We start from the raw sequence: 18,716 nt of genomic DNA on the forward strand, positions 1-18,716 counted from the left end.
TTTATTATGCAAATCTATCAGTTTTATCCATTAATAAAATATATTTTAATTATGGACATAATTTTAGAGTTTTAATCCATCAATTTTTTACTAAATAAAAAATTAATGGATTAAAACTCTATCTATCAGATCTCATAACTTGTTTATTTTTCACAAAATAATCTACACCAGATATTATAGTTATTATTATTGCAATTCCCATTGCAACATCCGTTACTATATTGAATATCATATGCTGAGAATTTACCATATTTGTAACAAGATAAGGTGTTTCATAATTATAATTTAAGTTTATAAGAGCTAATATAATAGCAATTATTTGAGTAAAGGTCTTTGCCTTTCCCCAATGGCTTGCAGCTATAACTATTCCATCAGCAGCTGCAAGTGTTCTAAGGCCTGTTACAGCAAACTCTCTAGCTATTATTATCATAGCAGCCCATGAAGGTATTATATGATACTCCACAAGTGATACAAGAGCCGCTGTTACTAAAAGCTTATCCGCCAAAGGATCCATAAATTTTCCAAATCGTGTAACTTGATTCCTACTTCTAGCTATATATCCATCTAATTTATCTGTCATAGAAGCTATAACAAATATTGCTATAGCTATAATTTTAAAGTAAGGAACGTCTTTAACTGCCATAAAGACTAGAAAAGCAGGAACAAGTATCATTCTAATTATTGTAAGTTTATTTGCTAAATTCATCACATACAACTCCTAATAAATCATATTCAAAACTATCTATTATCCTAACCTTTATTATACTACCAATTCTCAGTTGACATTCATCATCTCTTTTTATATATACAAATCCATCTACATCTGGTGCCATTTGATAATTTCTACCATAATAAAATTCATCCTTTTCCCCTTCTACAATTACATCGTAGATTTTACCTATCTTTTCTTTATTCATTTTCATAGATATCCTCTGCTGAAGAAGCATTATTTCCTTCTCTCTTTCAGATTTTATCTCATCACTCACCTGATTCTTCATATTATAGGCAGGAGTACCTTCTTCTCTGGAGTATTTAAATACTCCAAGTTTATCAAATTTCACATTTTCTACAAATTCCTTTAATTCATTAAAACTCTTTTGATCTTCTCCAGGAAATCCAACTATAAAAGTTGTTCTAATGTTGATGTTTGGAATTTTACTTCTCAATTTATTTATATTCTCTATTATCTGAGATTTAGTTCCCTTTCTTCCCATTGCCTTTAGAATTTTATCACTTATATGCTGTATTGGCATATCTATATATTTACATACTTTTTCATTTCTAGCCATTTCATCTATAAGATCGTCGGTTATTTCTTCTGGATAACAGTAAAGTATTCTAATCCATACTATTCCCTCAATTAGAGATATCTTATGTATAAGTTCTGCAAGTGATTTTTTCCCATATAAGTCAATTCCATAGCGAGTAGTATCCTGTGCTATAAGCACTACTTCCTTTATTCCTTGATTTGCTAAGCTCTCACATTCCTCTAAAATAGATTCCATTTTTCTACTTCTATATTTACCTCTTATTTTTGGAATTATACAATATGTACAAAAATTATCACATCCTTCTGCAATCCTAACGTATTCAGTACTTGCAGAACTAGTAATTACCCTATTTCCCTCATTTATATTTTCATTACTATAATTAAATTTATATATTTTTTTATTTTTTCCTTCTATGAAATCTTTTATACTGGAATTTAGCACATCATAGTCATTTACTCCAATCATTATATCAACTTCAGGTAAAAGTTTTCCAAGTTCCTCTCCATACCTTTGAGATAAACATCCTGTAACTATAAGTATTTTACACTTAAATTTCTCTTTATACTTAGACATCTCAAGTATAGTATCTATAGACTCCTGTTTTGCAGATTCTATAAACCCACAAGTATTTACAATTATTATATCGGCCTCTCTCATATCCAATGTAAAATCATATTCAAACTTTAAATTATCCAAGATAATTTCTGAGTCTATTTTATTTTTGTCACAACCTAAACTTATAAGTCCCACTTTTAATTTATACAATTTATTCCTCCTAGATTAAACCTTAAATATATTCTTATAAATAATAAACACATATGTTATTTTAAAACTACTTTATACTTTTTACAAGATAAAATATAGAACTTAAACAAAAATTTATAATTATATATTAATCATTCTTTGTATTCCTCTTTATCTACAAGTACTTTCCTTGGTTTTGTGCCATCTTTTCCTGATATTATTCCTCTATCTTCCATTTGCTCTATTATTCTTGCAGCTCTATTATACCCTACTCTAAGTCTTCTTTGGATAAAAGACGTAGATGCCTGTCCTGAATCAATAACTATTCTAATAGCTTCACTTAGAAGTTCATCACAATCATCACTTTTACTAGGAGAAGTATTAGTATCTATTTCTTCAATTATCTTATCCTCATAATGAGGTTCACCTTGTTTATCTTTTATAAATTTAACTACATTTTCAACTTCCTTTTCAGATATAAAAGCTCCTTGAATTCTAACTGGCTTTGATTCTCCCACAGGATAAAATAGCATATCACCTTTCCCAAGCAACTTTTCAGCACCACTTGTATCAAGTATTGTTCTTGAGTCAATTTGACTTGATACTGCAAAGGATATTCTTGAAGGTATATTTGCCTTTATAACTCCTGTAATTACATCTACCGAAGGTCTTTGTGTTGCTATAACAAGGTGCATACCAGCTGCTCTTGCCATTTGAGCAAGACGTCCTATATAATCTTCAATTTCATTTGGACAGACCATCATAAGGTCCGCAAGTTCATCAATTATAATAACTACAAAAGGAAGCTTTCCTTCAACATCACCTTTCTTTGCAATTTTATTATATCCTTCTATATTCCTCACTCCATTATCTGCAAATAACTTATATCGTCTATTCATCTCTTGAACAGCCCAATTAAGTGCTCCAGCTGCCTTTTTAGGATCTGTAACTACTGGTATTAAAAGATGAGGTATTCCATTATATACACTTAGCTCTACTACTTTTGGATCTATCATGAGAAGTTTTACTTCATCTGGAGAATATTTATACAAAAAACTTATTATCATTGTATTTATACATACACTTTTACCTGAACCTGTTGCTCCAGCAATTAAAAGATGCGGCATTTTAGTCAAATCAGAAACTATACAATTCCCACCTATATCCTTTCCAAGAGAAAAACATAGACTTTCTTTTGAATCTGCAAATTCTTTTGACTCTATTACCTCACGAAGATATACAGGAGTTAGTATTTTGTTTGGCACTTCTATACCTATGACTGATTTTCCAGGTATTGGTGCCTCTATTCTGACTCCTGTAGCCGCAAGTCCAAGTGCAATATCGTCTGATAAATTAACTATTTTACTTACCTTCACTCCAGGACTTGGTTGAACTTCAAATCTTGTAACAGAAGGCCCTTTACTAACTTGCATAACTTTTGCCTCAACACCAAAGCTATTTAAAGTTTCTTCCAGTTTATTTGCATTTTTTATTAGTTCTCTCTTATCTTCCCTGTTAAGCTGTGATTTAACATTCAGATTCAGTAAATCTTTTCTAGGATAATTGTATTCCATTTCCTCAGTTTCACTTTCAATCATCTTCTTATTTAATTCTTCATTTATAGACTTATCTGGAACTTTATCAGATGCTATTTCTATCTCAATTGGATGATTAATATTATCATTTTTAATTTCTTTTCCTTCTTTATTTCCTTTATTTTCTAATAATATCTCTTCTTCTTTTGATTTCATGAAATTCAATATTTTTATTCTATTATTCAGACCTTTTACAAATCCATCTCTTTCTTCTTTATTTTTTAATTTGTTTTCATAGATTTTATCTTCTATTTTTGTATCTTGAACATCCCTTTCTCCAGTTGAAATACTATATTTTATTTTATGCAGCATGTCATAAAATCTCAGCTTAGTTATAAGCATAAATGAAATAAAGTACACAGCTAAAAATATAATATAGCATCCAGTATCTCCAAATAGTTTAAAAAGTGGTATGTCTATAAGCAAGCTTATTATTCCCCCATGAAGCACACTTTCTCTATTGTATAATTTCTTTATGCTTTCAAATATACTATAACTAGGATAATAATCTGACATAATTATCATCTGCATAAAAAGAAGTGTATTTATTATAAATAAAAGTATTCCATAAAATTTCTTTCCAAAGCTAATTTTATTTTTGGAACCAACAAAACAACCTCCTACAAATATTATCAATATAGGAAATACAAAAGCACCTAATCCCATTATTGCAATTAATATTTTCTTCACACTTTTACCAACTATTCCTGATGTAGAAGGCGAGAACACACTTACTAACATCAAAATTCCTATAGTAATAAGTATTATTCCCTTAATATCATTATTTTCATTGTGTACTTTTTTTCTTCTTGCCACATAATCACCTCCAGTCAACAATATATTTATTCCATAATATATTCTACATTAGTTGTTTCATTTCCTCTTGTATAAAATACAAATACCATAGGAAATATTCCTATGGCGTGTATGTTCATATTATTTTCCCTGTTTACTAATGAGTTCATGAAGCTTTTTAAGTGCCTTTCCTATTCCTCCAACTTCATTTATAATTCCAATATCAACTGCTTCCTTTCCAACTAACATTGTACCTACGTCATTTAAGAGATCATCTGTTTTTGACATTAATTCATTTAGTTTTGAAATGGAAATATCAGAGGTCTTAACTATAAAGTCATTTATACGATCTTGTATTTTATTAAAGTATTCAAAGGTTTGAGGCACACCTATTACCATACCATTCATTCTAACTGGATGAACTATCATAGTAGCAGAAGGAGTGATGAAAGAATAATCAGAACTTGTAGCTAGTGGAACTCCAATTGAGTGTCCTCCTCCTACTACAAGTGAAACTGTAACTTTACTCAAACTTCTTATCATCTCAGCTATTGCAAGGCCAGCCTCAACATCCCCTCCAACTGTATTTAAAACTATAAGTACTCCCTTTATTGAGCTATTTTCTTCAATTGATATAAGCTGAGGTATAACATGCTCATATTTTGTAGATTTTGTCTGTGGAGGAAGCACTTCATGTCCCTCTATCTGTCCTATTATAGGTATCATCTGAATTTCACTTTTATTAGTTCCAAGTGTTTCTCTTCCAAATTCCTTTATATTTTCTCTCTTTCTTTCATCTTCTATTGCTTGTGAGTTTTTAGCTTCATTTATCATAATATCTCCTCCATGCACAAAATATATACATTATATTTTGTGCATAGATAAGATTCAATATTCATTTAATAATTTATTTTTGACTTAAGCCAAATTCACTATGAAGTACATTTATAGCTTTATCTGAAACACTACTCTTTACAAGGCACCATATTGTAGTATGGGAGTCTGCAGTTTGAAGTACCTGTACATTTTCCCTTGACAATGCTTTAAGTATCTTTGCCATGACTCCAGGTATTCCTCTCATTCCGCTTCCTATAACTGCAATTTTACTACAATTTTGTATTGCAGAATATTTTAATCCCAAATTCTTCATTACAATCTTAAAGTTTTCAAAATCGCTTTCATCTATAGTAAATACCTTTTCTTTAGGAAATACATTTATTAAATCTATACTTATTAGATTATTTGCAAGTTCATCAAATACGCTATAATAATTTTCATTATTTGTATTTTTGCTATTTTCTATAGTTATCTGTACTCTGTCCTTCATTGATGTTATACCGCTTACAAGCTTTTCTTCATCTTCTACAACTAAATTGCTTATTACAGTTCCCCTACTGTTATTTAAGGTATTTTTAATAACTAAAGGCATATTTTTGCTCATAGCAAGTTTCACAGCTCTTGGATGTATTACCTTTGCTCCTTGATCTGCAAGCTGAAACACCTCATTATAGCTTATATTCTCAATTAAAGAAGCATCAGACACTATTCTTGGATCAGCAGTCATTATTCCATCTACATCTGTATATATTTCAACTTTTTCTGCACCTAAAGCATTTCCAAGAAGTACTGCAGTTACGTCACTTCCTCCTCTTCCTAAGGTAGTTACAAATCCATTTTCATTTATCCCTTGAAACCCTGCCACTACTGGAATTTTTCCACTTTCAATAATTTTTAATATTTTTTCGGTTTTTACGTCAATTACAGATGCATTTCCGTAGTTGTCATCTGTAATTATTGATGCCTGTCCTCCCATTAAAGGTACAGCTTCTAACCCATATTTTAAAATTTCATCTGACACAACTGCTGTACTTATGATTTCACCACAGCTCATTAACAAGTCAACGCCTAGTTTATTTTTATTTTTGAAATCACAACTTACTAAAGATAGAAGAGTATCAGTTGCATAGGGCTGTCCTTTTCGTCCCATAGCAGATACAACAACCACAGGAGAATAACCCTTACGTTTTGCCTCTAATATTTTGCTTACTACATTTTCTCTTCTCTTGTGAGTGGAGACAGAAGTACCTCCAAATTTTTGTACTAATATCTTCATGTTTGTCCTCCATTGTATTTGTCATTTTGATAAAATTACTTTATTACTAATGTAATTTTATCAGTAATATCTTCAACATCTATATTATTTTATTACTAAATAATATAATTGTTAATGAGTTTTTTTTAAATTTTTTTCTTCTGCATCTATTATTATTGTTTTAGCTCCTATTTTCTTTACATAATTCCAGGGTACTTCTATAAATTCACTTTTTCCAAACAAAGAGAATTTTGACTTTGAACTATTTAAAAGCAATATTTTTAAGTTGCCATCGTCATCTATTATTATGTCATTATTGCCTAAAGAATTAAATCTCTCACCATCATTTACATTTATAATCTCATATCTTTCTACTTCACTATAAAACTTTATATTATCACTCAAAAAAACACCTCCAAATTTCATAGTACTTCTTTTGTATAATAAATACTATGAACTTTGTTAAGGTGTTATTACTAAACATTTAAACTCTTTCCACTATGAAATGGATTTTTATAATCTTCCAATAAATCTGATATTATAGAAACATCAACATCTTTTCCAACAAATGCAGAATTTTTAATTCCTCTTTTAAATGTCTTTTCCATTACTGAATTCAACTTTTCATTATTTATTGTATCTATCTTATTCATTATCTCCTGTGGTGTATTTACTTTATTTAAAAATAAAAGTGACTTTCCATTGTTAAACATTCTACTTGTAGTGCTTTCCATACCAAGTATATAACTTGCTTTTAATTGCTCTTTGAGTTTATTCAATTTATCAGGTTCAATATCTTTTTTTATAAATTTATTTAACTCTTCTTTTATTATGCTCACTGCATCGTATACATATTTGGGATTTAATCCTGTATAAATAGTTACTGCGCCTGCATTATTAAATGATGATATGTAAGTATATATAGAATAACAAAGAGACATTTCCTCTCTCATTTTTTGAAAGAGAATAGATGATGCTCCTCCACCAAGTAAATTGCTTAAGAGAATCAATGTATATAGATCTTCATTCCCATTTTCTATACCGCATACTCCAAGTGTTAAATGTACTTGTTCTATATCTTTTTTCTTAAAAAAATGATTTCTTTTAAACTCAGGACTTGAATACACAAAACTATTTCGACTATGATTATCCCATTTTCCAAAGTATTTATCTAACATTTTTATTGTCTTATCACTGTCAAATTTTCCGCATATTGATATTACAGAATTTTCAGGTGTATAATGTTCATTTATATAGCTAACTATCTGTTTTTTAGTAAATGAACTTACATTTTCTTTTGTTCCAAGTATAGGATAAGCCAGAGAATCATCACCCCATACTGCACTACTCTGAAGGTCTGACAAAACATCTTCTGGTGAATCCTCACTCATGTTTATTTCCTCTATTACAACTCCCTTTTCTTTATCTATGTCACCAGGTGAAAATTTGCTTTCAAAAATCATATCTGATATTACATCAAGTGCCAAATCAATGTGAGAATCCAGTACTTTCACATAAAAACATGTAGCTTCTTTACCAGTAAAAGCATTTATCTGTCCACCTACATCCTCTATACATTCAGCTATTTTAAATGCACTTCTCCTTTTAGTACCTTTAAAAAACATGTGCTCTATAAAATGTGATATTCCATTTTCAGATATATCTTCATTCCTTGATCCATTTTTCACCCAAAGTCCTACACTTACAGAATTTACATAGTCTATATTTTCTAAAACCACTCTGAGTCCATTATGCATTTTGAATACATTATACATATACTGCACTCCTCTACAATTATTACAATATTAATTCATTTACTTATAATAATATTATGTACTTTATTATACACTTTCCATACAACAACTATGTATTTAAACAGATTTCTTGTAAAGAATAAAAATAAAAAGGCACATAAGCCCTTCTATTTTTGTTCATCCTTTGATTCTTTTTTTCTCGAATCCTTTATGGCATCTTTTCTAGAAAGATTAATTCTTCCCTGATTATCTATTTCCACCACTTTTACAAGTATTTCATCTCCTACGGAAACTACATCTTCAACTTTGTTTACTCTTGTAAAGTCAAGTTTTGATATATGAACCAAACCTTCTTTCCCTGGGAATATCTCCACAAAAGCTCCAAAATTAGTAGTCTTAGTGACTTTTCCAAGATAAATTTCTCCTACTTTTACATCTCTTGTTAAGTCATCTATTATTTTCAATGCCTTTTTATTAGCTTCACTATCATTTGACATTACAAATATTTTTCCATCTTCATTTATATCTATCTTTACTCCTGTTTCGGCAATTATCTTGTTTATAACTTTTCCACCTGCTCCTATAACATCTCTTATCTTATCTGGATCTATATTCATAGTATATGTCTTAGGTGCGTATTTTGATAGCTCCTTTCTAGGACCACTTATACAATCATTCATCTTTTTAAGTATAAAAAGTCTTGCTTCTCTAGCCCTATACAATGTTTCCTTTATACATTTAAGAGAAAGACCATGTATTTTAGTATCAAACTGAATAGCTGTTATTCCAACCTCAGTTCCTCCTACCTTAAAATCCATATCTCCAAAGAAATCTTCTATTCCCTGTATATCAGTTAATATCTTTTCTTGAGATAAATCTTCACTAGTTATAAGACCCATTGCAATTCCAGCAGCTGGTCTCTTAATTGGAACTCCTGCATCTAAAAGTGCCAGCGTACTTCCACATATACTTGCCTGAGATGTTGATCCATTTGAACTCAATACTTCAGAAACTAATCTTATAGTATATGGAAATTCCTCTTGTGATGGAATAAGTGGTAAAAGTGCCTTTTCTGCCAATGCACCATGGCCGATTTCCCTTCTACCAGGTCCTCTAAGTGGTCTTGTTTCACCTGTACTATATGATGGAAAATTATAATGATGTATATATCTTTTAGACTCTTCCATTCCTATATCATCTAATACTTGAGCATCTCCAAGTGAACCAAGAGTTGCAACTGTAAGTACCTGTGTAAGTCCCCTTGTAAACAGTCCAGTTCCATGAGCTCTAGGAAGAAGTGACACTTCACAGCTTATTGGTCTTATTTCATCAAATTTTCTCTCATCAGGTCTTCTATTTTCATTTAAAAGCATATTTCTTACTATTTCTTTTTGCATCCTATACATAACATCATTTATATCAGCAGAAATATCACCTTCATAGTCTGGATGATTATTTTTAAACTTATCTTCATCTTTAAATTCTTTATCTATTTTTTCTTTAATTTCATCTAAAGCACTATTTCTTTCATCTCTATCTACTATATACATTGCACTTTTTACCATATCGAAGGAAAAATTTCTAACTTCTTTTTCAAGAGTTTCATCAACTTTATACAATTCTGGAATAACCTTTTTCTTACCATACTTTTTCATTACTTTTTCTTGGAATTTTGCAATTTTTTTGCACTCTTCAAATCCAAATTTTATGGCATCGTACATAACATCTTCTGGTATTTCTTCTCCTCCAGCTTCAACCATCATAACTCTGTCTTTTGTGGCACACACAGTTAAATTCAAAGTACTCTTTTCTCTTTCTTCTACTTTAGGATTTATTACAAACTTTCCATCTACTATTCCAACAGAAACTGCTCCAACTGGTGTATCAAAAGGAATACTTGACATGCACAGTGCAAGAGATGCACCATTTATAGAAAGTATATCAGGAAGGTTATCCTGATCTACAGATAATACCGTACAAACTACTTGAACATCATTTCTATATCCCTTTGGGAAAAGTGGTCTAAGTGGTCTGTCTATTGCCCTTGCATGTAGTATTGCCTTGTCTGTTGGCTTACCCTCTCTTTTTATAAATCCTCCTGGTATCTTTCCAACAGAATATAATCTTTCTTCATATTCTATACTTAAAGGGAAAAAATCAACTCCTTCTCTTGGCTTATCAGAGCAATTAGCATTTACTAAAACAACAGTATCTCCATAACTTATCATAAAAGCACAATTGGAAAGCATTCCTACTTTACCATAGTCAACTTTTAAAGTTCTTCCTGCAACATTAGTTTCAATAATTTCACTCATTAAATTACCTCCTTTACAATAAAAATAATAATAACTTCTTAAAAATAAAGAGCGGTTTAAAAGCCGCTCTAAAGTTATTTTCTTAAATTTAATGCCTTTATGATAGCACGATATCTTTCAATATCCTCTTTAATTAAATAATTAAGAAGACCTCTTCTCTTACCTACCATCATCAAAAGGCCTCTTCTTGAGTGATGATCTTTCTTGTGGACCTTTAAATGTTCATTCAAATGATTAATTCTTTTAGTAAGAAGAGCAATCTGTACTTCTGGTGAACCAGTATCACCTTCATGTCTTGCGTACTTCTTAATTATTTCTTGTTTAACTGCCTTTTCCATTTTGTAACACCTCCAATTGTTAATCTCCTATATTCCAAGAATATCGTCGGCAATTCGAAATTCTTAGCATAAGGATCACGTCTGTAATTATAGCAAATAAAACTAGTATTGTAAATTAATTTTACAAATTAATTTCTAATTCCCTACTATATGCGTAATCTCTGTCTTTTTGAAGTTGAGTTTTTAAGTCATCTAAACTGTCAAATTTAACTTCATCTCTAATTCTCTCTATAAAGAATACACATATTGTTTTATTGTATATATCCTTTGAGAAATCCAATATATTAGTTTCAATACTGAGTTTTCTATCATTTGTAGTTGGATTACAACCTACATTTGTTATACCTCTATAGTATTTATTTTCAAATTTCACAATAGTATAATATACACCTTTATATGGTATTATAAAATTTTTATCCAATTTTAAATTTGCAGTTGGAAATCCTAATCTTTTTCCAAGGTGCTTTCCATTAATTACAGATCCAGAGATTTCAAAAGGTCTAGTAAGCATATTTCTTGCCTTTTTCATATCTCCAGTTTCAGATATTATTTTTCTTATAATAGAACTAGAAACAATTTCTTCTTCATATTTCACAGGTGGTATGATATCTAGGGAAAAATTATATTTTAGGCTAAGTTCTTTGAGTAACTCTATATCTCCTATATTTTTATAGCCAAATTTATAGTTGAAACCAACTATAAGTCCACAAGCCCTATAGTTATTTAGTAACTTGAGCACAAAATTCTCAGGATCTATTTTCATAAATTCAGTATCAAAGTTTGCCATATTTATTATATCCAAACCTGCTTTGTCTAATGCTTTAAGCTTCATTTTATTGCTCATCAATATTCTAGGTCCAGAATTTTTGTTTATAACTATTCTTGGATGATGTTTAAATGTAAAAACCATACTCTTTACATTATTTTGTTTTGCAAGCTGTATTGTTCTATTTATAAGACTCATATGTCCTAGATGGAGTCCATCAAAGCTTCCAAGTGCAATATATGTTTTTTCCTTCAAATTAATTTTAAAATTATCTTCTATTATCATCATGGTAAATTACCCCGAAATCAACAACTTTTTCATTTTAAATCCAGTACCTTTTTTATTCATTCCTATACCTATAAACTTATTTTTATCTATGTAAACTCTGTAGAGTACATCTTCCTCTATTTTATTTAGAAACTTATTACTTTTTATTGGAAGTCCATTTAGTACATGTTTTTTAAAATTATCTTCTATATGTACACATGGATAACCTTCAAGTGCCATATCCATTGGAATCAAATGCTGAAATACGTTGACCTCATTCAAATCCAAAACAGATATAGAATCAGAAATATCAAATCCTCCAGAGTGAGTTCTTAAAAGTTCCCACATAGTTCCACCACAACCTAATTTTTGTCCAATATCATGGCATAAACTCCTTATATAAGTTCCTTTTGAGCATTTAACCTCAAACTTTACATATGGCAAATCAACTTTCAATATATCTATAGAATATATAGTTATATTTCTAGTTTTTCTTTCAACTTTTATACCTTTTCTTGCAAGTTCATATAATCTCTTGCCATTTACTTTTAATGCAGAATACATAGGAGGAATTTGACTTATATTTCCCTTAAAACTCATTATAGAGTCAATTATCTCTTTCTCATTTACATCCAAATTAGATTCAAATACAATTTTTCCATATTTATCATAAGTATCCGTAACAACTCCTAATTTTAAAGTTGCCACATATGTCTTTGATCCTTCCATTATATAATCCACTAGTTTAGTTGCACGTCCTATACAGATTGGAAGCACTCCTGAAGCACCTGGATCAAGAGTACCTGTATGCCCAACCCTTTTCATATTACAAATTGACTTTACTTTTTTTACAACATCAAATGAAGTCATTCCCTTTGGTTTATTTATATTTAATATTCCATTCATCATGCCATCTCTTCTTGAATTTCTTTGAGTATCATATTTTCTACAGTATCTATATCCTTATCAGATACTTGAAGTCCTGCAGCTCTTATATGCCCTCCACCTCCAAATTTTTCTGCAATCTTTCTTACATCTACATAATTCTTTGACCTTAAGCTAACTTTTATTTTATCTTCAGACTCTTTCAAAAGCACAGAAACTTCTACAGTTTCAATTTCAAGACCTGTATTCACTATGTCGTGGGTATCAATATCTTGATCCTTTGAAATATCATCTATCATAGATTTTGTTATTTTTATTACACATATTTTATCATCTATAATTTTCATATTGTCAATTGCTCTTCCAAGCAATTTTATATTCTCGATTTTTTTATTGTCAAATACAATTCTATGAACACCTGTAAAATCAAAGCCAGTACTTATAAGTTTCCCAGCAATTCTATGTGTTCTCTCACTTGTAGAAGAATATTTAAAAGATCCTGTATCTGTAATCAATGAAGTGTAAAGACATTTAGCTATATCCTTATTAATTTCAACATTTAATTCAATTAATATATCGTATATAATTTCAGACATAGCTGCTGCTTTTGTATCTATATAGTTAATATCTCCATATTTCTCATTGGTAACATGGTGATCTATATTTATAATTTTATAATTTCTATTTTCAAAATTCAAGTTAGCATTTATTCTCTTCTTATCTCCACAATCAAGGACTATAACACATTCTGTCTTACTTTCAACTTCAAATTTTTCAGGATCTATATTCAAAGATCCTGGAAGAAATTTAAAGTCTTCAGGAATTTCTTCAGTAGAGAGAATAGAAACTTCTTTTCCCTTACTACTCAATCCTTGAAACAATGCAAGTGCACTTCCAATTGAATCTCCATCAGGAGATTTATGAAAAGTAATAGCTATATTTTTACTATTAGAAATCTCTGATATTACACTGTTAATTTCCATTTTTTTCATTCTCCTTTATCTTCCTTAGGAGATCATCAATATGCATTCCCTTTTCTATACTGTCATCTATCTCCATAATAATCTCTGGAGTATTTCTAAGTCTAATTCTATGTCCTACTTCTCTTCTTATAAACCCAGATGAATTTTTTAATGCCTGAAAAGTTTCATCCTTAGATTTATCATTTCCATAAAGACTTACATATACTTTAGCGTAACTTAAATCTCTTGTAACATCAACTCTTGTAACACTTATCATAGCAGTAATCCTTGGATCTTTTACATCATTTCTTATTATACTGCTTATTTCCTTTTTCATCTCTTCATTTATTCTACCGGTTCTATACTTAGACATTAATACCACCTCCAAATTAATGAAAATGTGAATACGCAGTTTAAAGTTCTTTCTTCTTAATTTCTTCAATAATATATGCTTCTATTATATCGCCCTCTTTTATATCATTGAATTTTTCAATTGAAATCCCACATTCAAATCCTTGAGCAACTTCCTTTACATCATCTTTAAATCTCTTTAAAGATGCAAGTTCGGATTCGAATATAACTATTCCATCTCTTATTATTCTAACTTTGCAATTTCTTACTATCTTACCATCAGTTACATAACAGCCTGCAATTGTTCCTACATTTGAAATTTTATATATTTGTCTAACCTCAACTTTTCCTATTACCTTTTCCTTATAATCAGGTTCTAACATACCAAGCATTGCAGACTTTATGTCATCTATTGCTGTATATATTACCCTATAAGTTTTAATATCTACCGACTCTTTTTCTGCCGCTTTTTCTGCATTGCTATCTGGTCTAACATTAAATCCAATTATAATTGCATTAGATGCTGAAGCCAAGCTTACATCAGTTTCTGTTATAGCACCTACTGCACCGTGTATTACTCTTACTTTAACTTCATCTGTTGAAAGCTTTTGAAGTGATTGTCTAAGAGCTTCTATAGAACCCTGGACATCGGCTTTTACAATTATATTTAGCTCTTTTACTTTTCCCTCTTTTATCTGATTATATAAGTCTTCAAGGGAAACTTTATGAGTTGATTGAAGATATTCTTCTCTTTTCTTCTCTTTTCTCCTATTAGCTAAATCTCTTGCAGTTTTCTCATCTTTTACTTGATGGAATCTATCACCTGCTGCTGGTACTTCAGACAATCCAAGTATCTCCACAGGAATAGATGGACCAGCTGACTTTATATTTTTTCCCTTATCATCAAACATTGCTCTTATCCTACCATATGTGGTTCCTACTACTATAGAATCGCCTACATTTAAAGTTCCATTTTGAACAAGAAGTGTTGCAACAGCTCCTCTTCCTTTATCCAATTTTGCTTCAATTACAGCACCTTTTGCATTTCTATTTGGATTTGCTTTAAGTTCTTGAACTTCAGCAGTTAAAAGTACCATTTCAAGAAGCGTATCTAATCCTTCTTGAGTATGTGCTGAAACTGGAACACATATAGTATCTCCACCCCAATCCTCAGGTGTAATACCATACTCTATAAGTTCTTGTTTTACCCTATCTGGATTTGCTCCTGGTCTGTCAATCTTATTTATAGCTACTACCATTGGAACATTTGCTGCCTTACAGTGATTGATTGCTTCTACTGTCTGAGGCATTATTCCATCATCTGCTGCAACTACAAGTATAACGATATCCGTTATTTGAGCACCTCTTGCTCTCATTGCAGTGAAAGCTTCATGACCAGGTGTATCTAGAAATGTTATCTTTTCTCCATTTATATTTACTGTATAAGCTCCTATATGCTGAGTTATTCCACCTGCTTCTTGAGATGTTACCTTTGATTTTCTGATAGCATCTAAAAGGGATGTCTTACCATGGTCAACATGACCCATTACAGTTATAACAGGAGGCTTTTTTTCCATATTTTCGTCCTCATCATCATCTTCTTCTTTTTCTACAGCTTCCATATCAATATCTCTTTCCTTTTTCTCAACAATAACATTGAACTTTTCTCCAAGCTTTTGTGCTGTCTGAAAGTCAATTTCCTGATTTATTGCTGCCATTACTCCCATAAATATAAGTTGTTTTATAACTTCTGTTGACGATTTACCCATTTTTTCTGAAAGTTCTTTTACAGTTATAGTATCATCAATTTCTATTATTTTTTCTTCTTGTTCATCTTCCTTTTTGTCAGTATCATTGCTAACTTCAACATGATTTTTAACATTTTTCTTTTTATTCATACTGTTTTTATTTTTCTTCTTTGTTTCTTTAGAAGTTTTAGTTGAAGTTCCCTTTTTTTCTGATTTACTTTTTACAGAAATTTTATCAGTTTCTTTAGTTTCATTAGTTTTAGCATCTTGAGTTTTACCATCTTGTTTTTCAGAAAAGAATTCCTTTATAAGTTCCGCATCCTCTTCTTCTATAACGCTCATGTGATTTTTTACTTTCACACTAAATTCTTCTGAAAGAATTTTAATCAATTCTTTACTTGAAATACTTAGTTCTTTAGCCAATTCATAAATTCTTACTTTTGACAAATACTTCACCCCCGAAATTAAATTTCTAACTATGAAGGTCTACAAGTTTTTTGCTCATATTCCTATCCGTGATACCTATAACTTTTATCTCATCATGCCCAATTGCATATCCAAGTTCTTCCTTAGAATATCCTGTCAAAACTTTTATATTATATTTGTTACCATATTTCAAAAATTTATTTAAAGTATTTGAAGAAACATCTTGAGATAATATAAGCAAATATATTTTATTTTTCTTTATATTATCTTCACATTTATTATATCCCTCCAAAACTTTACCTGCACCTTTTGCAATACCTAAAAATTGTAGAAAACTATCTTTCATTTTCTATTTCTTCCTTTAAGGCATTATATAATTCAGTATCAATATTAGTTTCAAGATTTTTTTGAAGTCTTTTATTTTTAAATGCATTTTCCAGACAAGTAATATTTTTGCAAATATAAGCTCCTCTACCATTTTTCTTACCTGTAGGATCTAAAAAAACTTCTCCTTCTTTATTCTTTACAATTCTTATGAGTTCTCTCTTGGGTTTCATTTCCATACATCCAAGACACATTCTCTGAGGTATTTTTTTCTTTTTCATAAATCACACCATCCTTAATTAATAATATGATTATCTGTAATTTCTTTATAGTTAACTTCATTCTCTTCATCTAATGTTTCTTCAGAAGTATTTTGAAAATTTTCCATCTGAGATTTACTCTTTATATCAATTTTCCATCCTGTAAGCTTAGCTGCCAATCTAACATTTTGCCCTTCTTTACCTATTGCAAGAGATAGTTGATCATCGTCTACTATAACTTGTGCAAACTTTTTATCCTCATCTAAGTCAACATCGAGAACTTTTGCAGGGCTCAATGAATTTGCTATATATTCTTCAGGAAGTTTACTCCATTTTATTATATCAATTTTTTCATTTTTTAGTTCATTTACTATACTCTGTACTCTTATACCTTTAGGTCCTACACAAGCTCCCATTGGATCTACATTTTCGTCATTTGAATGTACTGCAATTTTTGTTCTAGATCCAGCTTCTCTTGCAATTGACTTTATATCTACAATTCCTTCAAATATTTCAGGAACTTCAAGCTCAAATAATCTCTTTATAAGACCTGGATGAGTTCTTGATATAATAATTTGTGCTCCTTTTGTAGTATTTTTAACTTCTACTATATAAAGCTTGATTCTATCGTTGTAATTATATTTTTCTCCAGGCATCTGCTCATTTGGTCCAAGGACAGCTTCAGTTTTTCCAAGATCTATTAAGACATTGTTCTTATCTTTTCTAATAACAACACCTGTTATTATATCATCTTCTTTTTCTGCAAAATCATTGTATATTATTCTTCTTTCTTCTTCTTTTATTCTCTGAATTACAACCTGTTTTGCAGCTTGTGCAGCTACTCTTCCAAACTTTCTCGGAGTTACTTCTATAGATACTAAATCACCTACTTCATATCTTTGATCGATTGCTTTTGCATCTTCAAGCAATATTTCATTTAAATTATCTTCTAAATTTTCAACTACCTTTTTCTGAGAATATACATGAATTTCTCCATTTTCCCTATCCATAGTAACCTTCACATTCTGATTTCCTCCATGTGAAGAATAATTCTTTTTGTAAGCAGCAACTAATGCATCTTCTATAGTGGTAAATAATAGATCTTTACTTATCCCCTTCTCTTTAACTATCTCTTTCAAGGCCTCTATAAACTCCTGATTCATTTCCATATACCTCCCCTTAGAAATTGACCTTTAAACTTACATTGGAAATTTTATCTCTTGGAATATCTATTTCTTTTAATCCAGACTTTACTTTCAAATACTCTTTATCAAAATTCAAAAGTTCACCTTCATATTTTTTCTTTCCCTCAAATAAACCATTTATCTTAACTTTTACCATGCTTCCCATATACCTCTTTAAATGTTCTTCAGTATATAAAGTTCTTTCTATTCCAGGTGAAGATACTTCTAAATAATATGAAAAACTTATAGGGTCTTTTTCATCAAGCATATCACTTACAGATCTACTTACTCTTTCACAATCGTCAAGTGTTATTCCACCATCTTGTTTGTCTATATATATCCTTAAATAATTTTCATTTTTCTCCTTTACAATTTCCAAATGGTATAATTCATAATTTAACTTTTTAACTATAGGCAATACCAAATCATATACTCTATCTGTTAAACTAGACATGTTATATTCCCTCCTTACTATATATTCTAAACAATTCAAGAGAAAAAATGTTAATAGCTATAATTAAAAACGCAACTTACGCTGCGTTTTTACAAATAGAAAGAGTGGGTATAAACCCACCCTACAATTAAACAAAACTCTGTAGAATTACTAAATCAATTTTATCATACTAAAATACTTATTTC

19 protein-coding genes are annotated in these 18,716 nt (G+C 30.1%); all 19 read right to left on the bottom strand.

Annotated elements, in window-relative coordinates:
* Positions 1-118: 118 nt before the first annotated feature.
* Entirely contained in the window at positions 119-706 is a 588-nt protein-coding gene (gene pgsA, locus H2684_RS03830) for a CDP-diacylglycerol--glycerol-3-phosphate 3-phosphatidyltransferase (protein WP_182088078.1), read from the bottom strand.
* Positions 690-2,036 (bottom strand): 30S ribosomal protein S12 methylthiotransferase RimO, encoded by a 1,347-nt coding sequence (gene rimO / locus H2684_RS03835; RefSeq protein ID WP_182088079.1) that lies wholly within the window; start codon positions 2,034-2,036, stop codon positions 690-692. Before rimO ends, pgsA begins: the two co-directional genes overlap by 17 nt.
* 131 nt (positions 2,037-2,167) lie before the next feature.
* Positions 2,168-4,426 carry a DNA translocase FtsK gene (locus H2684_RS03840; protein WP_347707515.1) on the bottom strand — a complete coding sequence of 753 codons (2,259 nt, stop codon included), beginning with the start codon at positions 4,424-4,426 and terminating at the stop codon, positions 2,168-2,170.
* 26 nt (positions 4,427-4,452) lie between these two features.
* Positions 4,453-4,575 carry a hypothetical protein gene (locus H2684_RS12400; RefSeq protein ID WP_279286870.1) on the bottom strand — a complete coding sequence of 41 codons (123 nt, stop codon included), beginning with the start codon at positions 4,573-4,575 and terminating at the stop codon, positions 4,453-4,455.
* Entirely contained in the window at positions 4,547-5,239 is a 693-nt protein-coding gene (locus H2684_RS03845) for an ATP-dependent Clp protease proteolytic subunit (RefSeq protein WP_182088080.1), read from the bottom strand. Before H2684_RS03845 ends, H2684_RS12400 begins: the two co-directional genes overlap by 29 nt.
* Before the next feature lie 73 nt (positions 5,240-5,312).
* Positions 5,313-6,518 (bottom strand): aspartate kinase, encoded by a 1,206-nt coding sequence (dapG, locus tag H2684_RS03850; protein WP_182088081.1) that lies wholly within the window; start codon positions 6,516-6,518, stop codon positions 5,313-5,315.
* A gap of 111 nt (positions 6,519-6,629) precedes the next feature.
* Positions 6,630-6,902 (bottom strand): YlmC/YmxH family sporulation protein, encoded by a 273-nt coding sequence (locus H2684_RS03855; protein WP_182088082.1) that lies wholly within the window; start codon positions 6,900-6,902, stop codon positions 6,630-6,632.
* Between the two features lie 71 nt (positions 6,903-6,973).
* Positions 6,974-8,272 (bottom strand): pitrilysin family protein, encoded by a 1,299-nt coding sequence (locus H2684_RS03860; RefSeq protein ID WP_182088083.1) that lies wholly within the window; start codon positions 8,270-8,272, stop codon positions 6,974-6,976.
* A gap of 146 nt (positions 8,273-8,418) precedes the next feature.
* Positions 8,419-10,566 (bottom strand): polyribonucleotide nucleotidyltransferase, encoded by a 2,148-nt coding sequence (locus H2684_RS03865; RefSeq protein ID WP_182088084.1) that lies wholly within the window; start codon positions 10,564-10,566, stop codon positions 8,419-8,421.
* A gap of 74 nt (positions 10,567-10,640) precedes the next feature.
* Entirely contained in the window at positions 10,641-10,904 is a 264-nt protein-coding gene (gene rpsO, locus H2684_RS03870; protein ID WP_182088085.1) for a 30S ribosomal protein S15, read from the bottom strand.
* Between the two features lie 121 nt (positions 10,905-11,025).
* A complete protein-coding gene (locus H2684_RS03875; protein ID WP_182088086.1) occupies positions 11,026-11,958 on the bottom strand; it encodes a bifunctional riboflavin kinase/FAD synthetase in 933 nt (310 codons plus the stop codon).
* A 6-nt stretch (positions 11,959-11,964) separates the two neighbouring features.
* Positions 11,965-12,843 (bottom strand): tRNA pseudouridine(55) synthase TruB, encoded by an 879-nt coding sequence (gene truB, locus H2684_RS03880; RefSeq protein ID WP_182088313.1) that lies wholly within the window; start codon positions 12,841-12,843, stop codon positions 11,965-11,967.
* On the bottom strand, positions 12,843-13,805 hold the full coding sequence (locus H2684_RS03885; protein ID WP_182088087.1) for a bifunctional oligoribonuclease/PAP phosphatase NrnA: 963 nt from the start codon (positions 13,803-13,805) through the stop codon (positions 12,843-12,845). Before H2684_RS03885 ends, truB begins: the two co-directional genes overlap by 1 nt.
* Positions 13,795-14,157: a 30S ribosome-binding factor RbfA gene (gene rbfA / locus H2684_RS03890; RefSeq protein ID WP_182088088.1), complete on the bottom strand. Its 363-nt coding sequence runs from the start codon at positions 14,155-14,157 to the stop codon at positions 13,795-13,797. The genes H2684_RS03885 and rbfA overlap by 11 nt, the downstream gene beginning before the upstream one ends.
* Before the next feature lie 40 nt (positions 14,158-14,197).
* Positions 14,198-16,330 (bottom strand): translation initiation factor IF-2, encoded by a 2,133-nt coding sequence (gene infB, locus H2684_RS03895; RefSeq protein WP_182088089.1) that lies wholly within the window; start codon positions 16,328-16,330, stop codon positions 14,198-14,200.
* A gap of 25 nt (positions 16,331-16,355) precedes the next feature.
* Positions 16,356-16,655, bottom strand: a complete 300-nt coding sequence (locus tag H2684_RS03900; RefSeq protein ID WP_182088090.1) for a ribosomal L7Ae/L30e/S12e/Gadd45 family protein — start codon at positions 16,653-16,655, stop codon at positions 16,356-16,358.
* Entirely contained in the window at positions 16,645-16,914 is a 270-nt protein-coding gene (locus tag H2684_RS03905; protein ID WP_182088091.1) for a YlxR family protein, read from the bottom strand. Before H2684_RS03905 ends, H2684_RS03900 begins: the two co-directional genes overlap by 11 nt.
* A 14-nt stretch (positions 16,915-16,928) precedes the next feature.
* On the bottom strand, positions 16,929-18,056 hold the full coding sequence (gene nusA / locus H2684_RS03910; RefSeq protein WP_182088092.1) for a transcription termination factor NusA: 1,128 nt from the start codon (positions 18,054-18,056) through the stop codon (positions 16,929-16,931).
* A gap of 16 nt (positions 18,057-18,072) precedes the next feature.
* Entirely contained in the window at positions 18,073-18,531 is a 459-nt protein-coding gene (gene rimP / locus H2684_RS03915; protein WP_182088093.1) for a ribosome maturation factor RimP, read from the bottom strand.
* Between the last annotated feature and the right edge of the window lie 185 nt (positions 18,532-18,716).

Origin of the sequence: Clostridium sp. cel8, from assembly GCF_014050525.1 — a bacterium.
Lineage (GTDB): Bacteria > Bacillota > Clostridia > Clostridiales > Clostridiaceae > Clostridium_B.

Coding starts and splice junctions, on each gene's coding strand:
- rbfA (WP_182088088.1), bottom strand. CDS start 14,157: ATGTCTAAGTATAGAACCGGTAGAATAAATGAAGAGATGAAAAAGGAA.
- H2684_RS03845 (WP_182088080.1), bottom strand. CDS start 5,239: ATGATAAATGAAGCTAAAAACTCACAAGCAATAGAAGATGAAAGAAAG.
- pgsA (WP_182088078.1), bottom strand. CDS start 706: ATGAATTTAGCAAATAAACTTACAATAATTAGAATGATACTTGTTCCT.
- H2684_RS03885 (WP_182088087.1), bottom strand. CDS start 13,805: ATGGAAATTAACAGTGTAATATCAGAGATTTCTAATAGTAAAAATATA.
- H2684_RS03865 (WP_182088084.1), bottom strand. CDS start 10,566: ATGAGTGAAATTATTGAAACTAATGTTGCAGGAAGAACTTTAAAAGTT.
- H2684_RS03905 (WP_182088091.1), bottom strand. CDS start 16,914: ATGAAAAAGAAAAAAATACCTCAGAGAATGTGTCTTGGATGTATGGAA.
- rimP (WP_182088093.1), bottom strand. CDS start 18,531: ATGTCTAGTTTAACAGATAGAGTATATGATTTGGTATTGCCTATAGTT.
- H2684_RS12400 (WP_279286870.1), bottom strand. CDS start 4,575: ATGAACTCATTAGTAAACAGGGAAAATAATATGAACATACACGCCATA.
- H2684_RS03875 (WP_182088086.1), bottom strand. CDS start 11,958: ATGATGATAATAGAAGATAATTTTAAAATTAATTTGAAGGAAAAAACA.
- rpsO (WP_182088085.1), bottom strand. CDS start 10,904: ATGGAAAAGGCAGTTAAACAAGAAATAATTAAGAAGTACGCAAGACAT.
- truB (WP_182088313.1), bottom strand. CDS start 12,843: ATGAATGGAATATTAAATATAAATAAACCAAAGGGAATGACTTCATTT.
- H2684_RS03860 (WP_182088083.1), bottom strand. CDS start 8,272: ATGTATAATGTATTCAAAATGCATAATGGACTCAGAGTGGTTTTAGAA.
- H2684_RS03900 (WP_182088090.1), bottom strand. CDS start 16,655: ATGAAAGATAGTTTTCTACAATTTTTAGGTATTGCAAAAGGTGCAGGT.
- dapG (WP_182088081.1), bottom strand. CDS start 6,518: ATGAAGATATTAGTACAAAAATTTGGAGGTACTTCTGTCTCCACTCAC.
- nusA (WP_182088092.1), bottom strand. CDS start 18,056: ATGAATCAGGAGTTTATAGAGGCCTTGAAAGAGATAGTTAAAGAGAAG.